The following is a 16,105-nucleotide window of genomic DNA, read 5'->3' on the forward strand; positions in this document are numbered from 1 at the left end:
TTTCTCAGCGATTTTAGATGATTTTTGTCAAAGAATAGTGGCAATCTTCTGCTTCATCATATAAAGTAATGACGGAGCCTTTTTGTTCAAGAACTAAATGATAGCCAAATGTGTCCAGTAAAACTAACCGCATCGGAGTCAATTCAACGATGGAAGCAGTCAAAGGCTTGCCTTCGATGGTCAACGAATAATCATTGGCTATTTCTATCGTGACATCTTCTTTTGTCTTGGAAGTAAAACGCCAATTACCAATGAAATTCTGGCGATTCTCATTTTTTTGTTTTTCTTTTCGCAACAGCAAGGAGCTGACCACGCCCGTTGCAAGAGATAAACCAATCAAAATAGACCTTTTCTTCATTTATACACGTCCTATCATTTACGATTCATCAAGTTGTGCCTTGTGGACAGGTGTCCACTTTTTCGCACTAGAAAATAATTGCCATAAGTATACCATGAGAAGGTAAAAAAGCATGGTACTTTAGTTTGAAGTTTAGAAGTTTTTATCAAAATATGCTATGATTCAAAAGAGCAGGTGAGAAAATGAATTATCCGAATACCCTTTTAGCCACGTTTCTCGTGCGAGACAACCGGTTCATTGCCCGATGTCTCGTTGACGGTCAAGAAGTAATCGTCCATGTAAAAAATACCGGACGAGGAAAAGAGCTCTTGCACAAAGGTGCGCTTGTTACCCTGCAATATTGGGACAATCCGAAACGCAAAACCAATTACGACTTGATCTCAGTCAAGAAACAAGACCAATGGATCAACATCGATAGTCAAGTACCGAATCGTTTAGGCTATGAAGGCCTCTTGGATGGCACGATCCAGTTGCCAAATATCAAAGGGAGAATCGCGCTTTTGCGAAGGGAAGTTGTCTATGGGACATCAAAATTCGACCTTTATTTTGAAACAGATGAACAAGAAAAAGGCTTTTTAGAAATCAAGGGAATGACCCTTGAAAACAAGCAAGTCGGTGCTTTTCCAGATGCACCAACCATTCGTGGCTTGAAACACGTCAATGAATTGATCCATGCCAAAGAAGCTGGCTATTACGCGGCGGTTTTGTTTATGATCCAATTTGAAGCGGTGCAAATCGCCACGATCCATCGACAGATGCAACCGGATCTGGCCACTAAAATCGCTGAAGCGCAAAGCAAGGGTGTCGAAGTGTTTGCCTATAATTGCCAAGTAAACCAAGGGATGATCACGGTCAAAGAACCGATCCCTTTTGATTTGAATGTCGTCTTTGACGACCCTAATCTATAGAAGAAAGAAGGAAAAAACATGATTCATTTAGGGATTATCGGCACAAATTGGATCACCGATCAATTTGTACAAGCAGCCCACGAAACCAAACGCTATCAATTGGTTGCCGTATACTCAAGAAAGTTAGCAACGGCACAACGTTTTGGAGAAAAATATGGGGACATCGAGTATGCGACCGATCTGGACACTTTTTTTGGCTTAGCTCATATGGACACGGTCTACATCGCGTCTCCGAATAGTTTGCACTTTGAACAAGCCAAGCAAGGTATTTTAGCAGGAAAAAATGTCATTGTGGAGAAGCCAGCCTTTTCAACGCCTGAGGAAATGGCGGAGATCATCGAATTGGCAAATCAGCAACAGGTATTATTTTTTGAAGCAGCTCGCAACATCCATGAAGCAAGTTTTTCTACTGTAGCCGAATTCTTACCGACACGCGGTGCCATTCTTGGGGCGACCTTTTCTTATATGAAATATTCGTCTCGTTATGACGCTGTACTAGCTGGGGAGGAACCAAATATTTTTTCTCCACATTTTTCTGGCGGTGCCTTAGCGGATTTGGGCGTCTATCCGATTTATGCGGCGGTCGCTTGGTTTGGCAAACCGCAAGATGTTCATTATTTTGCTCGTAAATTACCGACTGGTGTAGATGGTATCGGGACCGCAGTGTTGCGCTATGCTGACTTTGATGTCACAATCCAAACAGGAAAAATTGCTGATTCAGAGTTGCGTTCAGAAATCTATTTTGAAGACGGTACATTAGACCTAAATGCCGTCAATGCCATCGAAGAAGCCGCGTTTTATGAGCGAAAAACAAAACAAACCCAGGCATTAGCAGTAAGTGCTTTAGAAAACCCGATGATCGAAGAAGCACAAGACTTTGCAGACATCATCGAAAACAAAAATGATCCCCAACAAGGACAACGGTATGAGGAATGGGTGGAACTTGCTCGCAGTGTCAACGAAACCATCGCTCTTATGCGTAAACAAGCAGGCATCATTTTTGATGCAGATAAAAAATAAGGAATGGAACATTTATGACAGTATTTGAATTGACACAATTGCCAGACATCTGGCAGGAAAAATGGCAAGTGGCAGGGTATCACGCACCGTCCTTGATCCAAGAGAAAACCTTTGGCCCTTTAAAAGATGGTGAGTCTGTCATTGGGGTCTCACCGACCGGTTCTGGTAAAACATTGGCGTACCTCTTGCCACTGTTAACAAAAGTCGAGGCAAAGCAAGGCAATCAGTTGCTGATTTTGACTTCTTCACAAGAATTAGCGATGCAAGTCACAGAAGTGGCCCGGGAATGGGCCCAAGCCATTGGTTTGACCGTTCTGCCGCTAATTGGTGGCGCAAGTACAAAACGCCAAGTGGAAAAACTGAAAGACAAGCCCGAGGTCTTGATTGGCACCCCAGGCCGAGTGTTAGAATTGATCAAAGCAAAAAAAATCAAGACCCAGCAGTTGCAATCGTTGGTATTAGATGAGGTTGACCAATTATTGAAAGAAGGGGCCTTCACACTGGCTGCCAAGATCAATCAAACATTGCCAAAACAAATCCAGCGTAGTTTCTTTTCAGCAACCGCTAACGAAGTGATTGATGAGATTCGACCATTGGTGACAAAAGAGCCGCTGATCATTGATGTTACCCAAGAAGATCAGAGCAAAGGCGTGATCCATCACTACTATTTGAATTATCCGCAACGACGAATCGTGGATGCTTTAAGGCGCTTTGCTCATTTACCAAACTTTCAAGCCTTGGTTTTCTTCAATGAATTAAGCGCAATGGGAAATGCAGAAGAAAAACTGCTGTTTCACGGCTTGCCGGTGGCATCATTAGCATCTGACCAAAACAAACTTGCCCGAAAAGGCGCACTGGAGAGCTTCCGTCAAGGAAAACTAGTAGAATTATTGACGACCGATGTCGCCTCTCGCGGCTTAGATGTGGTGGATTTGCCTTATGTCATCAATACGGAAGTCCCGTTAGAAAAAGAATCCTATCTGCACCGGGCAGGACGTGTTGGACGAATGGGCAAAGAAGGAACCGTCGTCACGATCGTTCAAGACCATTCGTTGAAGGATTTGAAAAAAATCGCGAATCAATTGTCCATAGAACTCAAGGAAGTCTATCTGCATGGGGGACAATTACACACAGAAGCACCTGTTATCGAAAAGGAAAGCAAGAAAGAAACGAAAATAGTAAGTGTGCAGAAAATTTCCAAGAAAACATCTGAAAAATTACACACTCCTGTTAAAAAGACCAAGAAAAAGACGAAAAAGCAAAAAGACAAAGGAAAAAGACGCCATTGAGCGTCTTTTTGTGTTACCATTAACGTTGTTTATTATTAGTGTGTAAAAAAATGAGGAGGCTATCGAATGAATTCGCGAAAAGAAGAGATTTTTCAAACGATCGAACTGCATAAGCAAGGGTTGACCGCAGTTGACGTCGCTAAAATCTTACAAATCGATCGCAGCAATGCAAGCCGTTATCTCAGTGAGCTTTATAAAGAAAAGAAAATCGGCAAACGTTCCGGCCGTCCGGTCGTTTATGAGCCATTAGAAGAAACGGTGCATGTGGATGTTTCCTCTGAAGTGAGTTTTGAAAGTCTTGTTGGGGTTCAAGCTTCTTTAAAAGTAAGTATCCAGCAAGCCAAAGCAGCAATTTTATATCCGCCTAGAGGACTCCATACCATTATTTTTGGAGAGACAGGTACCGGTAAATCCTTATTTGCCGAATGTATGTATCACTTTGCGGTTGAATCAAATATGTTAGAAAAAGATGCTCCTTTCGTATCGTTTAATTGTGCGGATTATGCACAAAATCCGCAGTTGTTGTTTGGTCACATCTTTGGCATCAAAAAAGGGGCCTACACAGGTGCTGCAGAAGATAGTCCAGGACTTATGGCAAAAGCCGATGGCGGCATATTGTTCTTGGATGAGATCCATCGACTGCCGCCAGAAGGCCAAGAAATGCTCTTTACCTTCATTGACAAAGGGATCTACCGCCCATTAGGGGAAAGCAACCAAGTTCATGAAGCCGCCGTGCAGATCATTGGTGCCACCACTGAATCATCAGAAACCTTTTTGACGACCTTCAATCGGCGAATTCCCATGGCTATTACTTTGCCAAATGTGGAAAGTCGTTCGCTAGATGAACGGTATGAAATCATTTCCTTGTTTATCAAGCAAGAGGCGACCCGTCTAAATCAGCGGATCGATGTCGAGCGAGATGCGATATTGGCCTTTATGCTCTATGATGCAGAAGGCAACATCGGTCAAATCAAGCGAGACCTGAAACTCGTCTGTGCGAAGGCATTCTTACATTATCGGACCTATGGGAAAAAACACCTCCTGATTCGAAAAGGCGATTGCTCACTGCAAGTTCAAAAAGGGCTGTTGAAGATCAAAGAAATGTCAGAACGCTTGGATCGGTTTTTAGATGGCAAAGGCGACTTTCTGAGTTTCGAACCCGGCGACCCAGATGTTGTCTGGTCTCGTGATCCGCAACGGAATATGCAGGTGTACAATGAGATCGAAGAAAAAGTCAGCACACTGATTGAAACCGGTGTAGCCAATGTTGATTTAGAAAACTTGATCTCTAAGGATGTGGATGCCTACTTTGAAAAATATGTCGAAGAATTGATCCAAAACCCTGTTCATAAAGAGTTGATTCCAGAAGACATTTGGAAACTGACCAATGTTCTTTATGACTTGGCAGGTCAGAGGTTAGATCGAACTTATAGTGAAAAAGCCCGTTTTGCCTTTGCGTTGCATTTGCAAAGTACGCTGGAACGTGTTAAAGAGGGACATATGATCGTTCATCCGGATTTGAACACGATTAGAAAAAACTTAAAATCCGAATTTCAAGTGGCAATGGATTTATCGACGATCATTGAAGAGGAACGTCATGTCGAGATCCCATTTGATGAAATCGGCTTTATCAGTATGTTTTTAGCGATTCAAGTCAAACAGCCTTCGCCATTGCCCCTTGAAAAAATCGAGATCATTGTCTTGATGCATGGCAAGGCAACTGCCAGCAGTATGTTGGAGACAGCCCAAGAGCTGCTGGAGACCGACCATGGCAAGGCAATGAATATGTCTTTGGATATGGAAGTCGGGCAAATGTATGACCAGCTGTTGAATTATATCGATGAAAACAAAGAGAAGATGAGCAATGGCTTATTGCTTTTAACCGATATGGGCTCCCTCAATTCATTTGCGAATTTGATTTCCGAAGAGACGGGGATTCGTACGAAAGCTATTTCGATGGTCAGCACGATGATTGTTTTAGAAGCTTTGCGGATGGCAGAGAGTGGGCGCAGTTTAGAAGATATCTACCAAAACATTCAGCGTTCTTTTGAAACCATCGTACAAGAACAGTTCCGTACGGTTCGTGAAGCAAAAGGAAATAAAAAGGCAGTCATCGTTACTTGCTTTACTGGGGAAGGTGTCGCTGCCAAACTTTATCAACGAATTTATCCCGTCGTCGATCAATCAAAAGTCGAGATCATCCAAATGCAATTTATTGAAAAAGAAACCTTCAAAAAACATATTGACGGCTTGCTAGAAGAATATGAGATCAAAGCTATTGCCGGCACCGTCGAGATCGATTATCAAAACATTCCGTTTTTCTCCGCCTATGATGTTTTTGATGACAATCGCTTGAATGTGCTAAAACGAATCGCTTCAGATGAAGTGCCGATCGAAAAGATCGTGCGTTCATTGGAAAATACGATAACTCATGTTGGGTCCGTCTATCATCTGATCGAAAGCCTGCAACGAATCGTTCATCAGATTCAAAATCAATTGCATGTGATTGTAGAACCAACCGTCGATGCAGGATTAGTCATTCATTTAGCCTTTTTGGTAGAAAGTTTATTGAAGAAGGAGCCTTCCCGTACTTTCGTCAACTTAGCTACTTTTCAAAAACGGTACCGAATTGAAATGGATGTTTTACGAACCCATTTATTACAAATTGAAAAAAATTATCAAATCAAATTTTCTGAAGATGAGATCGCCTATTTAACCCAAATGTTTTTAGAAAACAAAATCAAAAATTATGATGAATCCGCACACAATTTTAGTGTGTAATGAAAAAACTGCGAGTGTGTAAACGAGAAATTGGTTCAGACCATTGATAAATAAAGGTCTGAACTTATTTTTTTTTGGCACGCTTTTTGCTTTATAGTAAAGTGTAACTTACAACAGAAAGGAGCAGATGCGCGATGGCGAAAAAAACGATTATGCTGGTTTGTTCAGCAGGAATGAGTACCAGTCTATTGGTGACAAAAATGCAAAAAGCAGCCGAAGCTAAAGGAATGGAAGCAGATATCTTTGCTGTTTCAGCTTCAGAAGCCGACCAACATTTGGAGTCAAAACCAGTCGATGTTCTATTGTTAGGACCACAAGTACGTTTTATGAAATCACAATTTGAACAAAAATTAGCACCAAAAGGCATTCCTTTGGACGTGATCAACATGGCAGACTATGGCATGATGAACGGCGAAAAAGTATTGCAACAAGCAGAAACATTAATGAACTAAGATTTTTTAGGATCGAAGTGTAAGGAGGATTTTTAAAGATGGATGAGCAAAATTTGGAAGCCATTATGGGATTGATCATGTATGGTGGTAATGCAAAAAGTGACGCAATGGAAGCAATCGCGGCAGCAAAAGAAGGGAACTTCGAATTAGCTGACCAAAAAATCAAAGATGCTGAAGCATCTCTTGTGGAAGCGCATCATTCGCAAACAGGATTGTTGACACAAGAAGCGCAAGGCAATCATATGACCGTGACATTGTTGACCGTGCATTCACAAGATCACCTAATGACGTCAATCGCATTTACCGATTTAGCGAAAGAAATCATTGATGTCTATCGACGTCTAAATAACGAATAATCTTTGAACGGATAGAAGTAGTTATTGTCGATGAATCAAAAAATCTTCTTTGACGAATAGAACTTATAGGAGGAATTAAGAATGGATGGATTAACAAGTTGGATGGAGAGACACATTCTCCCGGTTGCAGCTAAGATTGGTGCGCAAAAGCATTTGGTTGCCTTGCGGGATGCTTTTATCGGAATGATGCCAGCAACGATGGCTGGGGCAATTGCAGTATTACTGAACGCCTTCATGCGTGATTTTCCAAACACTTATCTTGGTGCGGACAATGCAATCACGAAATTTTTCACGCCAGTGATCGCAGTCAATGGTTTAGTTTGGACAGGTACCTTAGCAATTATGGCGGTTATCTTCTCAGCTTCATTCGGTTATAATTTAGCGAAGGCTTACAATGTTGATGCACTATCAGGTGCGTTGGTCTCTTTAGCAGCATTTATTATGGGTATTCCACAATCTGCTTCTCTTTCTTTAGCGTTAGAAGAAGCACTACCAGCAAACGTGGTAGACATGATCAACAGTACAAGTGCTACATCAGGATTTGCAGCAGATGGTTCAACGATCAGCGCTGCAGGCTGGGGCTACTTCCCATTTAGCGCCTATATGGGTGGCTCTGGATTGTTCACGGCAATCATCTTTGGTTTCGTTTCAGTTATTATCTTTGCAAAATTGATGCAAAAAAATATTATTATCAAAATGCCAGATTCAGTGCCACCAGCAGTTTCCCGTGCCTTTGCAGCGATTATCCCTGGGATTGCCGGACTATATGCTTCAGGTTTGATTTACTATCTATTTGAACGCTTTGTCGGTATGCCGATAATTGACTGGATCTCCGAATCGATCCAAAAACCATTATTGGGTCTCTCTCAAGGGTACTTTGCCGTATTTATCATTGTTTTACTTGTCCATGTCTTGTGGTTCTTTGGATTACATGGAACAAATATCATGGGACCTGTTCTACAATCGATCTACGGTGTGGCAATGGTTGAAAATACTAATGCTTATCAATTAGGGGAAGCTGTTCCTTATAAATGGGTAGCAGGTTCATTCGAAGCATTTGTTTGGCCTGGTGGAGCAGGTGTGACTTTAATGCTCTTGATCGCAATCTTGCTATTCTCTAAACGTGCCGACTATAAGACAGTTGGTAAACTAGGGATTGGACCTGGGTTGTTCAATATCAATGAACCAGTAATGTTTGGTCTACCAATCGTGTTAAACCCATTGTTTATCATTCCATTTATTGTTGCACCGTTAGTTACAGCAACGATTGCTTACTTTGCAACAACTTTAGGGTTAGTTGCACCAGTTGTGGTAAATGTGATTTGGGTAATGCCAACGATCCTAAGCGGCTTCTTAGCTACCGGTGGAGACTGGCGTGCGATCATCTTGACAATTATTAATTTGGCTGTAGCTTTATTGATCTGGGCACCATTTATTATTGCTGCCAACAAAATCAATCCAGCAGACCAAGAGAACTAATCAAATAAACTAGATGGGTGGCTTCACCCATCTAGCTATCTTTTTTAGGAGGAGAAAAAATGATTATTGTAAATTCCGCGATGCAACAAGACAACATCAAAGCATTACTTGAGTCTTTGACAGAAGGTGAGATCAAGTATACCTTTAAAGAAAAAAAAGGGATTCAGTTGATTTTTGAAACAACGGCAGAAGACAAAGAAAAAGCAGCGAAACTTGCCAAAGACGCAATCAAAAATACTGATTGGGGTCGAGTACTATACTTTAACGTCGTTAGTCAATAGTGAGGTGATATCATGTTTAAAAATGGATTGTTTTTTATAAGCATCGGTAGTATGTTATTTATATACAGCGCTAACGCGCAGTCAGGTGAATACCACTGGGTGAATCTCATCACGTCAGTCATTCTAATGGCTATTGGAGGAATCATGGCTTCAATTGGACACAAACGCAACAAGAAAGACAAGGAGGCGCAAGATGGAAATCACTAAAAAAATGAATGTACCCGCTGACTTTTTATATAAGACGATCATCGATTCCGTGTTACATGATATTAAACAAGCGACAGATCAAACACTTACTGAAGAGCAATTAGAAGGATACAGCTATCTTAAACAGTTTTATAAAGATAGTAATGCCACCATAACAATCGAAACGGTCAAGAAGAATCAAGCCTATGCGTTCCAAACGGCGACGAAAAAAAATACCTTCCGTGTACACTATCAGATCGAAACGATAGACGAGTCGCACTGCAACTTGCATTATGAAGAAAAAATGACTTCTGAAGGCATGATTCAGCAATTAAATGACATGCTCTTAGGTACGATTCTAGGATATTTCAAACGCAAGCAATTTAAAAAAATGTTGAGTATGATGGAAGAAGCATATTAAGGGGTCGACTGACGCCTTTTTTGCGTTTCTTGCGTGTTTTCAAGTAGAGGAGATGAAGGAATGACAGATGTCAAAAAAATGACCGAATTTGGTTCGCAAGAAGTATTGGACTTGGTTTCTTATGCCTTTCAGTGGGAATTGAATGAAACAAATATCAAGCGCTATCGCAAGCTTGCGGAAAATTCTTGGAATTATGGTTCCTACGATGGGGATGGAAAATTGGCGAGTCAAATCATGGCAACGATTTTTGATGTGAACTTTCATGGAACGAGTTATCCGATGGCAGGGATCGGTTTTGTGGCTTCGTATCCAGAGTATCGCAGCCAAGGTCGGATCGATCGGATCATGAAACAAATCATTAAGGACTGCTATGAACAAAAAATCGTTCTTTCCTATCTGGCACCTTTCTCCTTTGCTTTTTATCGCAGATATGGGTATGAGTATACTTTTGAACGGACGGTTTATGAAGTCGATGCGCATCAATGGCCCGATGGCAAGAAAGTGAATGGAACGATTCAACGCATGAATTGGGAGGAAGCACAGCCGATCATTCACGAGATTTATCATCAATTGCCGCGCCATCAAAAGGGCGGACTGATTCGCCAACCCTGGTGGGAAGAAATCAAGTTTGTTTTGCGCCGACCGTATACGTTTGCGATTTATCGCAATGAAGCAGGGGTCCCTGAAGGCTACTTGATTTACTTTATCGAGGGAGGACGTTTCGATATTCAAGAGTGGGGCTATTTGACTGCGAATGCTTACCAAGGATTTAATCGGTTTATCGTCTCCCATGCAGATTCAGTAGCACAGATTAACTATCGACCAGGGTTTGATGGGGAAGTCCTACAAGCAAACGCGGCCAAACCATTGTCTCACTACCAAGTGCGCCCGGACATGATGGCGCGCGTCATCGATGTGGAAGGGTTTCTAAAAAGTTATCCATTTACGATGAAAAAAGCTGGTCGTTTTGCCATAGAAATTCAAGGGGATGAATATGCCCCATGGAATAATGGGTGTTATGAAGTGACAATCGAAAACGCTCAGCATCAGGTCACGAAAACGACGGCCACCAAGCTGCCAAAAGCAACCTTGTCGATTCAGCGTTTTGTGCAGCTGTTCTTGCAGGCACAATCCCTCGATTCTCTGGTCTTTTTCCAGCAAATGGAAACGGACCAGGAAGCTGCAGTGTTGATTCAGGAAAACTTGCCAACAGGAAAACCACTATTGGAAGACTATTTCTAAGCCAATCGACACAGACGCATTCACTTTCTAACAAAAAAAGATTCCTTAAAAATAAGGAATCTTTTTCTTCAAAAAACGTTCCCTGCCGGAATCGAACCAGCAACTAATCCTTAGGAGGGACTTGTTATATCCATTTAACTAAGGGAACACAATAGCTATATTTTACCTGTTATTCGTGTTTCTCGCAAGATGAGAAGGAAAAGAAAGGAAGAAAAACATGGTCAAACGATTGATAAGTGCAAACTATAGTGAAATCAAAGAAATGTCGGCGCAAGAATTGAAACAATCCATTAAAGCGAGCGAAGGACGAGTGATCGTCTGTGAAACGGTGGTTCAAACCATGCCGCAAGCTGGCGACATCACCAACGCAGAAGTCGCGGCAGCTTTTGGGGCTGACTTGATTTTGTTAAATGGCTTTGATTGTTATCGTCCAGCTATTTTTGGGATGCCTGGTATCACATTGGAGCAGCTGCTTGATCCTACACAGCCCATTAAAAATCCGATTCCTCAACTAAAACAACTGATTGGACGACCTGTCGGCATCAATCTTGAGCCGATCCCAGCTACGACGGAAATGATGAGTGAAAAGATCAGCATCAGTCAAGGCCGAACAAGTTCGGTTGACACCATCAAAAAAGCCCAAGAACTCGGGGTGGACTTTCTCTGCTTTACAGGCAATCCTGGAACGGGTGTGACCAACCGAGAAATCGCTAAAGCAGTAAAATTGGCAAAAGAACATTTCTCTGGGTTGATCATCGCTGGAAAAATGCACAGTGCCGGCTCAGATGAACCTGTGGTTGATCGAGACGCCATCATTTCTTACGCTGAAGCTGGGGCAGATATTTTGTTACTGCCTTCCGTTGGCTCGATTCAAGGCTTTCTAGAAAAGGATTTGATCGAAGCTGTTCAAATTGCCAAACAATATGACTTATTGACGATGTCAGCGATCGGAACGAGTCAAGAAAGCGCGCGTCCAGAAACGTTGCGACAATTAGCCATCATCAACAAAACTTGTGGGGTCGATCTGCAGCATATTGGTGATGCCGGCTATGGCGGCATGGCACCGACTGAAAATATTTTCGAAACATCGGTTGCAATTAGAGGCATGCGCCATACGATCAATCGTGTCGGGCGTTCAATCAACCGTTAAAATCAGAGAAAACTACTAGCGAAGGAAAACGAAGAATCGTTCTGCTTCGCTTTTTGCATTTTTTTCGCTAAGTTAGAAAGAAAGGAGGGAACACAAAATGAAACAAGCATTGATCATTTACGGAGGTTGGGAAGGACACGCCCCAAAAGAGACCAGTCAGTTTTATCAAACGTTGCTGGAGTCAGAAGGATATCAGGTGACACTCGCCTCAGATTTTGAACCTCTCTATCATAAAGAAGAATTAAAAAGGCTGGATCTGTTGATCATGAATTGGACACGAGGAGAATTGCCTGATGAGCCGCTGCAAAATGTCACTCAGGCTGTAGCAGAAGGATTGGGATTAGCAGGGGTTCATGGCGGCTTTGCCTCGGCTTTTCAAGCCAGTAAAGGCTGGTTGTTTCTGACTGGCGGCTGTTTTTTGGCACATCCTGGTGGATTGGAAACGACCTATAGCATCGATCTTACGACAGATCACTATATTACGGCAAATACTCAATCGATCCCTCAGTTGACGACGGAGCAATACTATTGTCTGGTTGATCCAGCCGTCACTGTGTTAGCTACCTCAACATTTGCCGCTAAAGATCATCCGAATGCAGCTAACCAAGAAGTCATACTGCCAATGATGTGGATCAAAAAATGGGGCAAGGGCAGAGTCTTTTTCCAATCCGTTGGACACAGTCTAAAAGAGCTAGAAGAGCCCACCATTCAGACTTGGACCAAACGAGGCTTTCTATGGGCCACCAGAAATACCTTGGCTGATCCGCTGAAAAATAGCCAGTATAGTGAGTAATCAGAAAAACGAATGAAGAAATAAACGCGTGCAATCGTTTTACTTTATGGAAGAAAATAAGCATGGTACACTTTATTTGTATTTGATTAAGCAGGAGGTAATGTGGAATGGGAAAATTTGGAAAAAGTTTTTTATCGCAGGTAATATCTGACGGAATCAAAGGACCATTTGTCACGATCATGCTCAATACGCATGTCGGCCACCAGAATGTCGAAAAGGATCAAATCAAATTTAAGAACTTTGCCAAAGATGCGAAGCGCCGCTTTGAAAAGAAATACCCAGAACATTCTTGGGATCTTTTTCAAACGAAAATTGATGAACTGCTTGCAGATCAATCATTTTGGCGTAACAGTACAACGAGTGTGGCGGTGATTATCACACCAGAAGATGTACTAGTTCATCGGTTAAGTATTCGTGTGGATGATCAATATTACGTAGGGGAAACCCCGTATGTATTAGCTGTCATCAAAAACGCACAATTTAATTACCCATTTTATCTCTTAGCGTTGAATCGCGATTCAATGCAAGTCTATCAAGTTGAAAACAATCAAGTGCGTGAAGTCGAGTTGCCAGAAGAGGCACCGACAACGATTGAAAAAGCGCTGGGGGAAGAAATCACTGGCGGCGGCAACTTTAATTACAGTGCCCAAGGTGGCCCTAACTCAGGAGGAGAAGGCGTCGCTTATCACGGCTTTAGTGCCAAAGATGAAGAAGTCGAGATCGATCACGTCAACTACTACCAAGCAGTTGATGCATTTTTTAAGAATGACTTTTCAAACGAAGAGCATTTACCAATGTATCTTTTTGCTTTACCAGAAAATCAAACGCTGTTTAAAAAAGTGGCAAAAACGAACTTTTTCAAAGCAGAACCAAGCATTTCCTCTTCACCAGCATCGTTATCTTTGAAAGAGATCCAAACGTGTACGCAAAAGCTGATTGCGGAGTTGACACAAAAAGAAGTTGGGGAATACGGCAAGCTGTTGGATCGGAAATTTATTGACCAATTGGTTGATATCGTACCTGCAGCTAAAGAAGGCAGGATCGCCAATCTGTTTGTAGCGACTTCCAATCTCGCCGATGGGTTTGGAGAAGATCCTGACACGGAATACGATCGTCGCCAAGTGTTAAATACGCTGGCAATCGATGTTTTAGAAAACGGCGGCGAGGTATCTATTTTGGAACAAAAAGATGCCCCAGGAGAAAAAAGTTTGACTGCGATTTTGCGCTACTAAACGCAGTTGCGTCCTTCGTAAATAAATCGTTTCCAAAAAAGAAAAGACTGTTGCAGATCTTTAGTGCAGCAGTCTTTTTGCGAATCAAAAAAAATAAAGGCGTTTTCATTTTTTTTGATTTTCTATTAGTCATAAAGAAGATAATGTGCTATAATACAAAGTGTAGTTTTTGTTACGGTAAATTATGGTAGCTTGTTTCATCTTAAACATCTTCCACATTTTCACCTTATACAAGTAATTGCAAAATATGTGTATAAACACAAGGAGGATTTTTATTATGGAAACAGGTACAGTTAAATGGTTTAACTCAGACAAAGGTTTTGGATTCATCACTGCAGAAAACGGTAACGATGTATTCGTTCATTTCTCAGCTATCCAAGGCGAAGGCTTCAAAACTTTAGAAGAAGGTCAAGCAGTGACTTTCGATATCGAAGACGGACAACGTGGCCCTCAAGCGACTAACGTTAACAAAGCGTAATTTGTGAATGCCTTTTAAGAGCAGCTTAGCTGCTCTTTTTTTTGTGCGCGTGATATTTGCTTGCGGAGAAAGTAGTTGTTATACTCTTAGAAAAAAAGGAGGCAAACTGATGGGATTGAATGAATTTATTCTTGGATTGGCTAATTTAGAAAAAATCCAACGAGCACCTGGATTTTTTAAGTTTACCGAGCACAGCGTGGCCGCTCATTCGTTTCGAGTAACCATGATTGCCCAGACCTTAGCCGATATCGAAGAACAAGCGGGAAACCAAGTCAATTGGCAAATTCTTTATGAAAAAGCCTTGAACCATGATTACACGGAACGTTTCATCGGCGACATCAAAACGCCAGTCAAATATGCAAACAAAGAATTGCGGGCGATGTTATCAACCGTTGAAGAAAAAATGACCGATGCTTTCATAGAAGAAGAAATCCCCCAAAGCTTTCAAGCGACGTATCGCAGACGCTTGGCGGATGGCAAAGACAACAGCCTTGAAGGACAGCTTTTGGCAATTGCGGATAAGATCGATCTTTTGTATGAGTCTTTTGAAGAGATCTCAAAAAGCAACCCCGACAAAGTGTTCAAAGAAATGTTTCGTGAAGCGATTTTGACGGTCAAAGCGTTTCAGCATCGTCCATGTGTGACTTATTTCTTTGAAGCCATTTTTCCCGAGTTATTGAATGCAGATTTTTATGGCAAGACTGCTTTTCTAGAAGAAATCGCAGCTTTGGTGGAAAAATAAACAAAAAGAAAAAACGAAAAATCAAGAAATGATCCATCTCACAGGTTTTACTTGAAACAAGTGAGGGGATCAGGTTTGATTTTTCGTTTTTTTGTTGGATTAAAGTAAAGATTCCGCTCCATCAATATAGACTTCCGTTCCAGAAATATTGCCGGCAGCCTCTGAAGATAGAAAAAGCACAAGGTTGGCGACTTGTTCTGGCACGCCTGTTTCTTGCTTTAATGGTCGAGAACGTTCTGGATATTTGACGGGGATCTCAACGCGAGCAACCTCTTCTTCAATTTCTGTGCTGGCATCGATATTCGTCGCGATCGCCCCAGGGCAGATGGCATTGACCCGAATATTATAACCAGAAAGTTCCAGCGCAGCCATTTTTGTAAAGGCGACTTGACCTGCCTTAGACGTACTGTAAGCAGTCGCACCAAAATTGCTGAAGATGCGGTTTCCATTGACTGAACTCGTAATGACAATGCTGCCACCGTTCGTTTTCATAAAGGGAATGGCTGCTTTGACGGTAATAAAGGTACTACGTAAGTTTGTGTTGATCGTCTGATCCCATTCTGCCACTGTCAGCTCTTCGATCGGTGTCCAGGTACCGTTGATGCCGGCATTGACATGGAGTACATCGAGACCGCCTAGTTCTTCTACAAGACCACTCATTGCTTCTTGCAGCTTATCCGCTTCAGTGACGTCAACAGCTCGATAATGGGCTTGTGCTTGATAGTCAGCAAGAAACTCCTGCAGCTCTTCTTCGTTGCGATCAATTAACCCAACAAGTGCGCCCTGTGCTAGAAATTGTTCTGCCACCGCTTTTCCAATCCCTGAAGCAGCCCCCGTTACAATCACTCGTTTGTTTTTGAAATCATTCATTTTTTTCGCCTCCTTACAGTAAATTATAAAAAAGATCCCTTTTTTTGTCGAAAAAAGCGATCAGCGA

17 protein-coding genes and 1 tRNA gene are annotated in these 16,105 nt (G+C 42.0%); 15 read left to right on the forward strand and 3 right to left on the reverse strand.

The window, feature by feature from the left end; all coding sequences use genetic code 11:
- Nucleotides 1-13: 13 nt before the first annotated feature.
- Complete coding sequence (locus IGI92_RS05680; RefSeq protein WP_008381130.1) at nucleotides 14-358, reverse strand: DUF4828 domain-containing protein; 345 nt, start codon at nucleotides 356-358, stop codon at nucleotides 14-16.
- Nucleotides 359-540: 182 nt separating this feature from the next.
- Here IGI92_RS05680 and sfsA point away from each other — a divergent pair, with 182 nt between their 5' ends.
- The 10 genes from sfsA to IGI92_RS05730 all read left to right on the forward strand — a co-directional run bounded on the left by sfsA (nucleotide 541) and on the right by IGI92_RS05730 (nucleotide 10,773).
- Nucleotides 541-1,266 carry a DNA/RNA nuclease SfsA gene (gene sfsA / locus IGI92_RS05685; protein WP_016613175.1) on the forward strand — a complete coding sequence of 242 codons (726 nt, stop codon included), beginning with the start codon at nucleotides 541-543 and terminating at the stop codon, nucleotides 1,264-1,266.
- An 18-nt stretch (nucleotides 1,267-1,284) separates the two neighbouring features.
- Nucleotides 1,285-2,286, forward strand: coding sequence for a Gfo/Idh/MocA family protein (locus tag IGI92_RS05690; RefSeq protein ID WP_061053924.1), 1,002 nt, complete (start codon nucleotides 1,285-1,287; stop codon nucleotides 2,284-2,286).
- 14 nt (nucleotides 2,287-2,300) lie between these two features.
- The gene (locus tag IGI92_RS05695) at nucleotides 2,301-3,575 is read left to right on the forward strand and encodes a DEAD/DEAH box helicase (protein WP_430608259.1); all 1,275 of its coding nucleotides are present in this window, start codon (nucleotides 2,301-2,303) and stop codon (nucleotides 3,573-3,575) included.
- 66 nt (nucleotides 3,576-3,641) lie between these two features.
- Nucleotides 3,642-6,356 carry a sigma 54-interacting transcriptional regulator gene (locus IGI92_RS05700; protein WP_301389321.1) on the forward strand — a complete coding sequence of 905 codons (2,715 nt, stop codon included), beginning with the start codon at nucleotides 3,642-3,644 and terminating at the stop codon, nucleotides 6,354-6,356.
- Nucleotides 6,357-6,490: 134 nt separating this feature from the next.
- Entirely contained in the window at nucleotides 6,491-6,808 is a 318-nt protein-coding gene (locus IGI92_RS05705; RefSeq protein ID WP_005229471.1) for a PTS sugar transporter subunit IIB, read from the forward strand.
- A 38-nt stretch (nucleotides 6,809-6,846) separates the two neighbouring features.
- On the forward strand, nucleotides 6,847-7,164 hold the full coding sequence (locus IGI92_RS05710; protein WP_005236949.1) for a PTS lactose/cellobiose transporter subunit IIA: 318 nt from the start codon (nucleotides 6,847-6,849) through the stop codon (nucleotides 7,162-7,164).
- Nucleotides 7,165-7,245: 81 nt separating this feature from the next.
- Nucleotides 7,246-8,643 (forward strand): PTS sugar transporter subunit IIC, encoded by a 1,398-nt coding sequence (locus IGI92_RS05715; RefSeq protein WP_005236948.1) that lies wholly within the window; start codon nucleotides 7,246-7,248, stop codon nucleotides 8,641-8,643.
- A 59-nt stretch (nucleotides 8,644-8,702) separates the two neighbouring features.
- Nucleotides 8,703-8,924, forward strand: coding sequence for a hypothetical protein (locus IGI92_RS05720; RefSeq protein ID WP_005236947.1), 222 nt, complete (start codon nucleotides 8,703-8,705; stop codon nucleotides 8,922-8,924).
- Between the two features lie 193 nt (nucleotides 8,925-9,117).
- Nucleotides 9,118-9,531 (forward strand): DUF3284 domain-containing protein, encoded by a 414-nt coding sequence (locus IGI92_RS05725; protein ID WP_008381141.1) that lies wholly within the window; start codon nucleotides 9,118-9,120, stop codon nucleotides 9,529-9,531.
- A 60-nt stretch (nucleotides 9,532-9,591) separates the two neighbouring features.
- On the forward strand, nucleotides 9,592-10,773 hold the full coding sequence (locus IGI92_RS05730; RefSeq protein ID WP_008381142.1) for a GNAT family N-acetyltransferase: 1,182 nt from the start codon (nucleotides 9,592-9,594) through the stop codon (nucleotides 10,771-10,773).
- Nucleotides 10,774-10,849: 76 nt separating this feature from the next.
- On the opposite strand, the gene IGI92_RS05735 is transcribed toward IGI92_RS05730, so the two are convergent.
- Nucleotides 10,850-10,921, reverse strand: a tRNA-Arg gene (locus IGI92_RS05735).
- A gap of 69 nt (nucleotides 10,922-10,990) precedes the next feature.
- Here IGI92_RS05735 and IGI92_RS05740 point away from each other — a divergent pair.
- The 5 genes from IGI92_RS05740 (at nucleotide 10,991) to IGI92_RS05760 (ending at nucleotide 15,168) form a co-directional block, all read left to right on the forward strand.
- The gene (locus IGI92_RS05740) at nucleotides 10,991-11,923 is read left to right on the forward strand and encodes a haloacid dehalogenase-like hydrolase (protein ID WP_430608260.1); all 933 of its coding nucleotides are present in this window, start codon (nucleotides 10,991-10,993) and stop codon (nucleotides 11,921-11,923) included.
- Nucleotides 11,924-12,020: 97 nt separating this feature from the next.
- On the forward strand, nucleotides 12,021-12,716 hold the full coding sequence (locus IGI92_RS05745) for a ThuA domain-containing protein (protein ID WP_074536760.1): 696 nt from the start codon (nucleotides 12,021-12,023) through the stop codon (nucleotides 12,714-12,716).
- Nucleotides 12,717-12,823: 107 nt separating this feature from the next.
- On the forward strand, nucleotides 12,824-13,948 hold the full coding sequence (locus IGI92_RS05750) for a hypothetical protein (RefSeq protein WP_005229492.1): 1,125 nt from the start codon (nucleotides 12,824-12,826) through the stop codon (nucleotides 13,946-13,948).
- Between the two features lie 277 nt (nucleotides 13,949-14,225).
- A complete protein-coding gene (locus IGI92_RS05755) occupies nucleotides 14,226-14,426 on the forward strand; it encodes a cold-shock protein (protein WP_003126918.1) in 201 nt (66 codons plus the stop codon).
- A 109-nt stretch (nucleotides 14,427-14,535) separates the two neighbouring features.
- Complete coding sequence (locus IGI92_RS05760) at nucleotides 14,536-15,168, forward strand: YfbR-like 5'-deoxynucleotidase (protein WP_081116204.1); 633 nt, start codon at nucleotides 14,536-14,538, stop codon at nucleotides 15,166-15,168.
- Between the two features lie 99 nt (nucleotides 15,169-15,267).
- Here IGI92_RS05760 and IGI92_RS05765 read toward each other — a convergent pair whose 3' ends face one another.
- Nucleotides 15,268-16,038: an SDR family oxidoreductase gene (locus IGI92_RS05765; RefSeq protein ID WP_005236936.1), complete on the reverse strand. Its 771-nt coding sequence runs from the start codon at nucleotides 16,036-16,038 to the stop codon at nucleotides 15,268-15,270.
- Nucleotides 16,039-16,105 lie beyond the last annotated feature (67 nt).

Source organism: Enterococcus sp. DIV2379 (genome assembly GCF_050542965.1).
Taxonomy (GTDB): Bacteria; Bacillota; Bacilli; order Lactobacillales; family Enterococcaceae; genus Enterococcus_D; species Enterococcus_D entomosocium.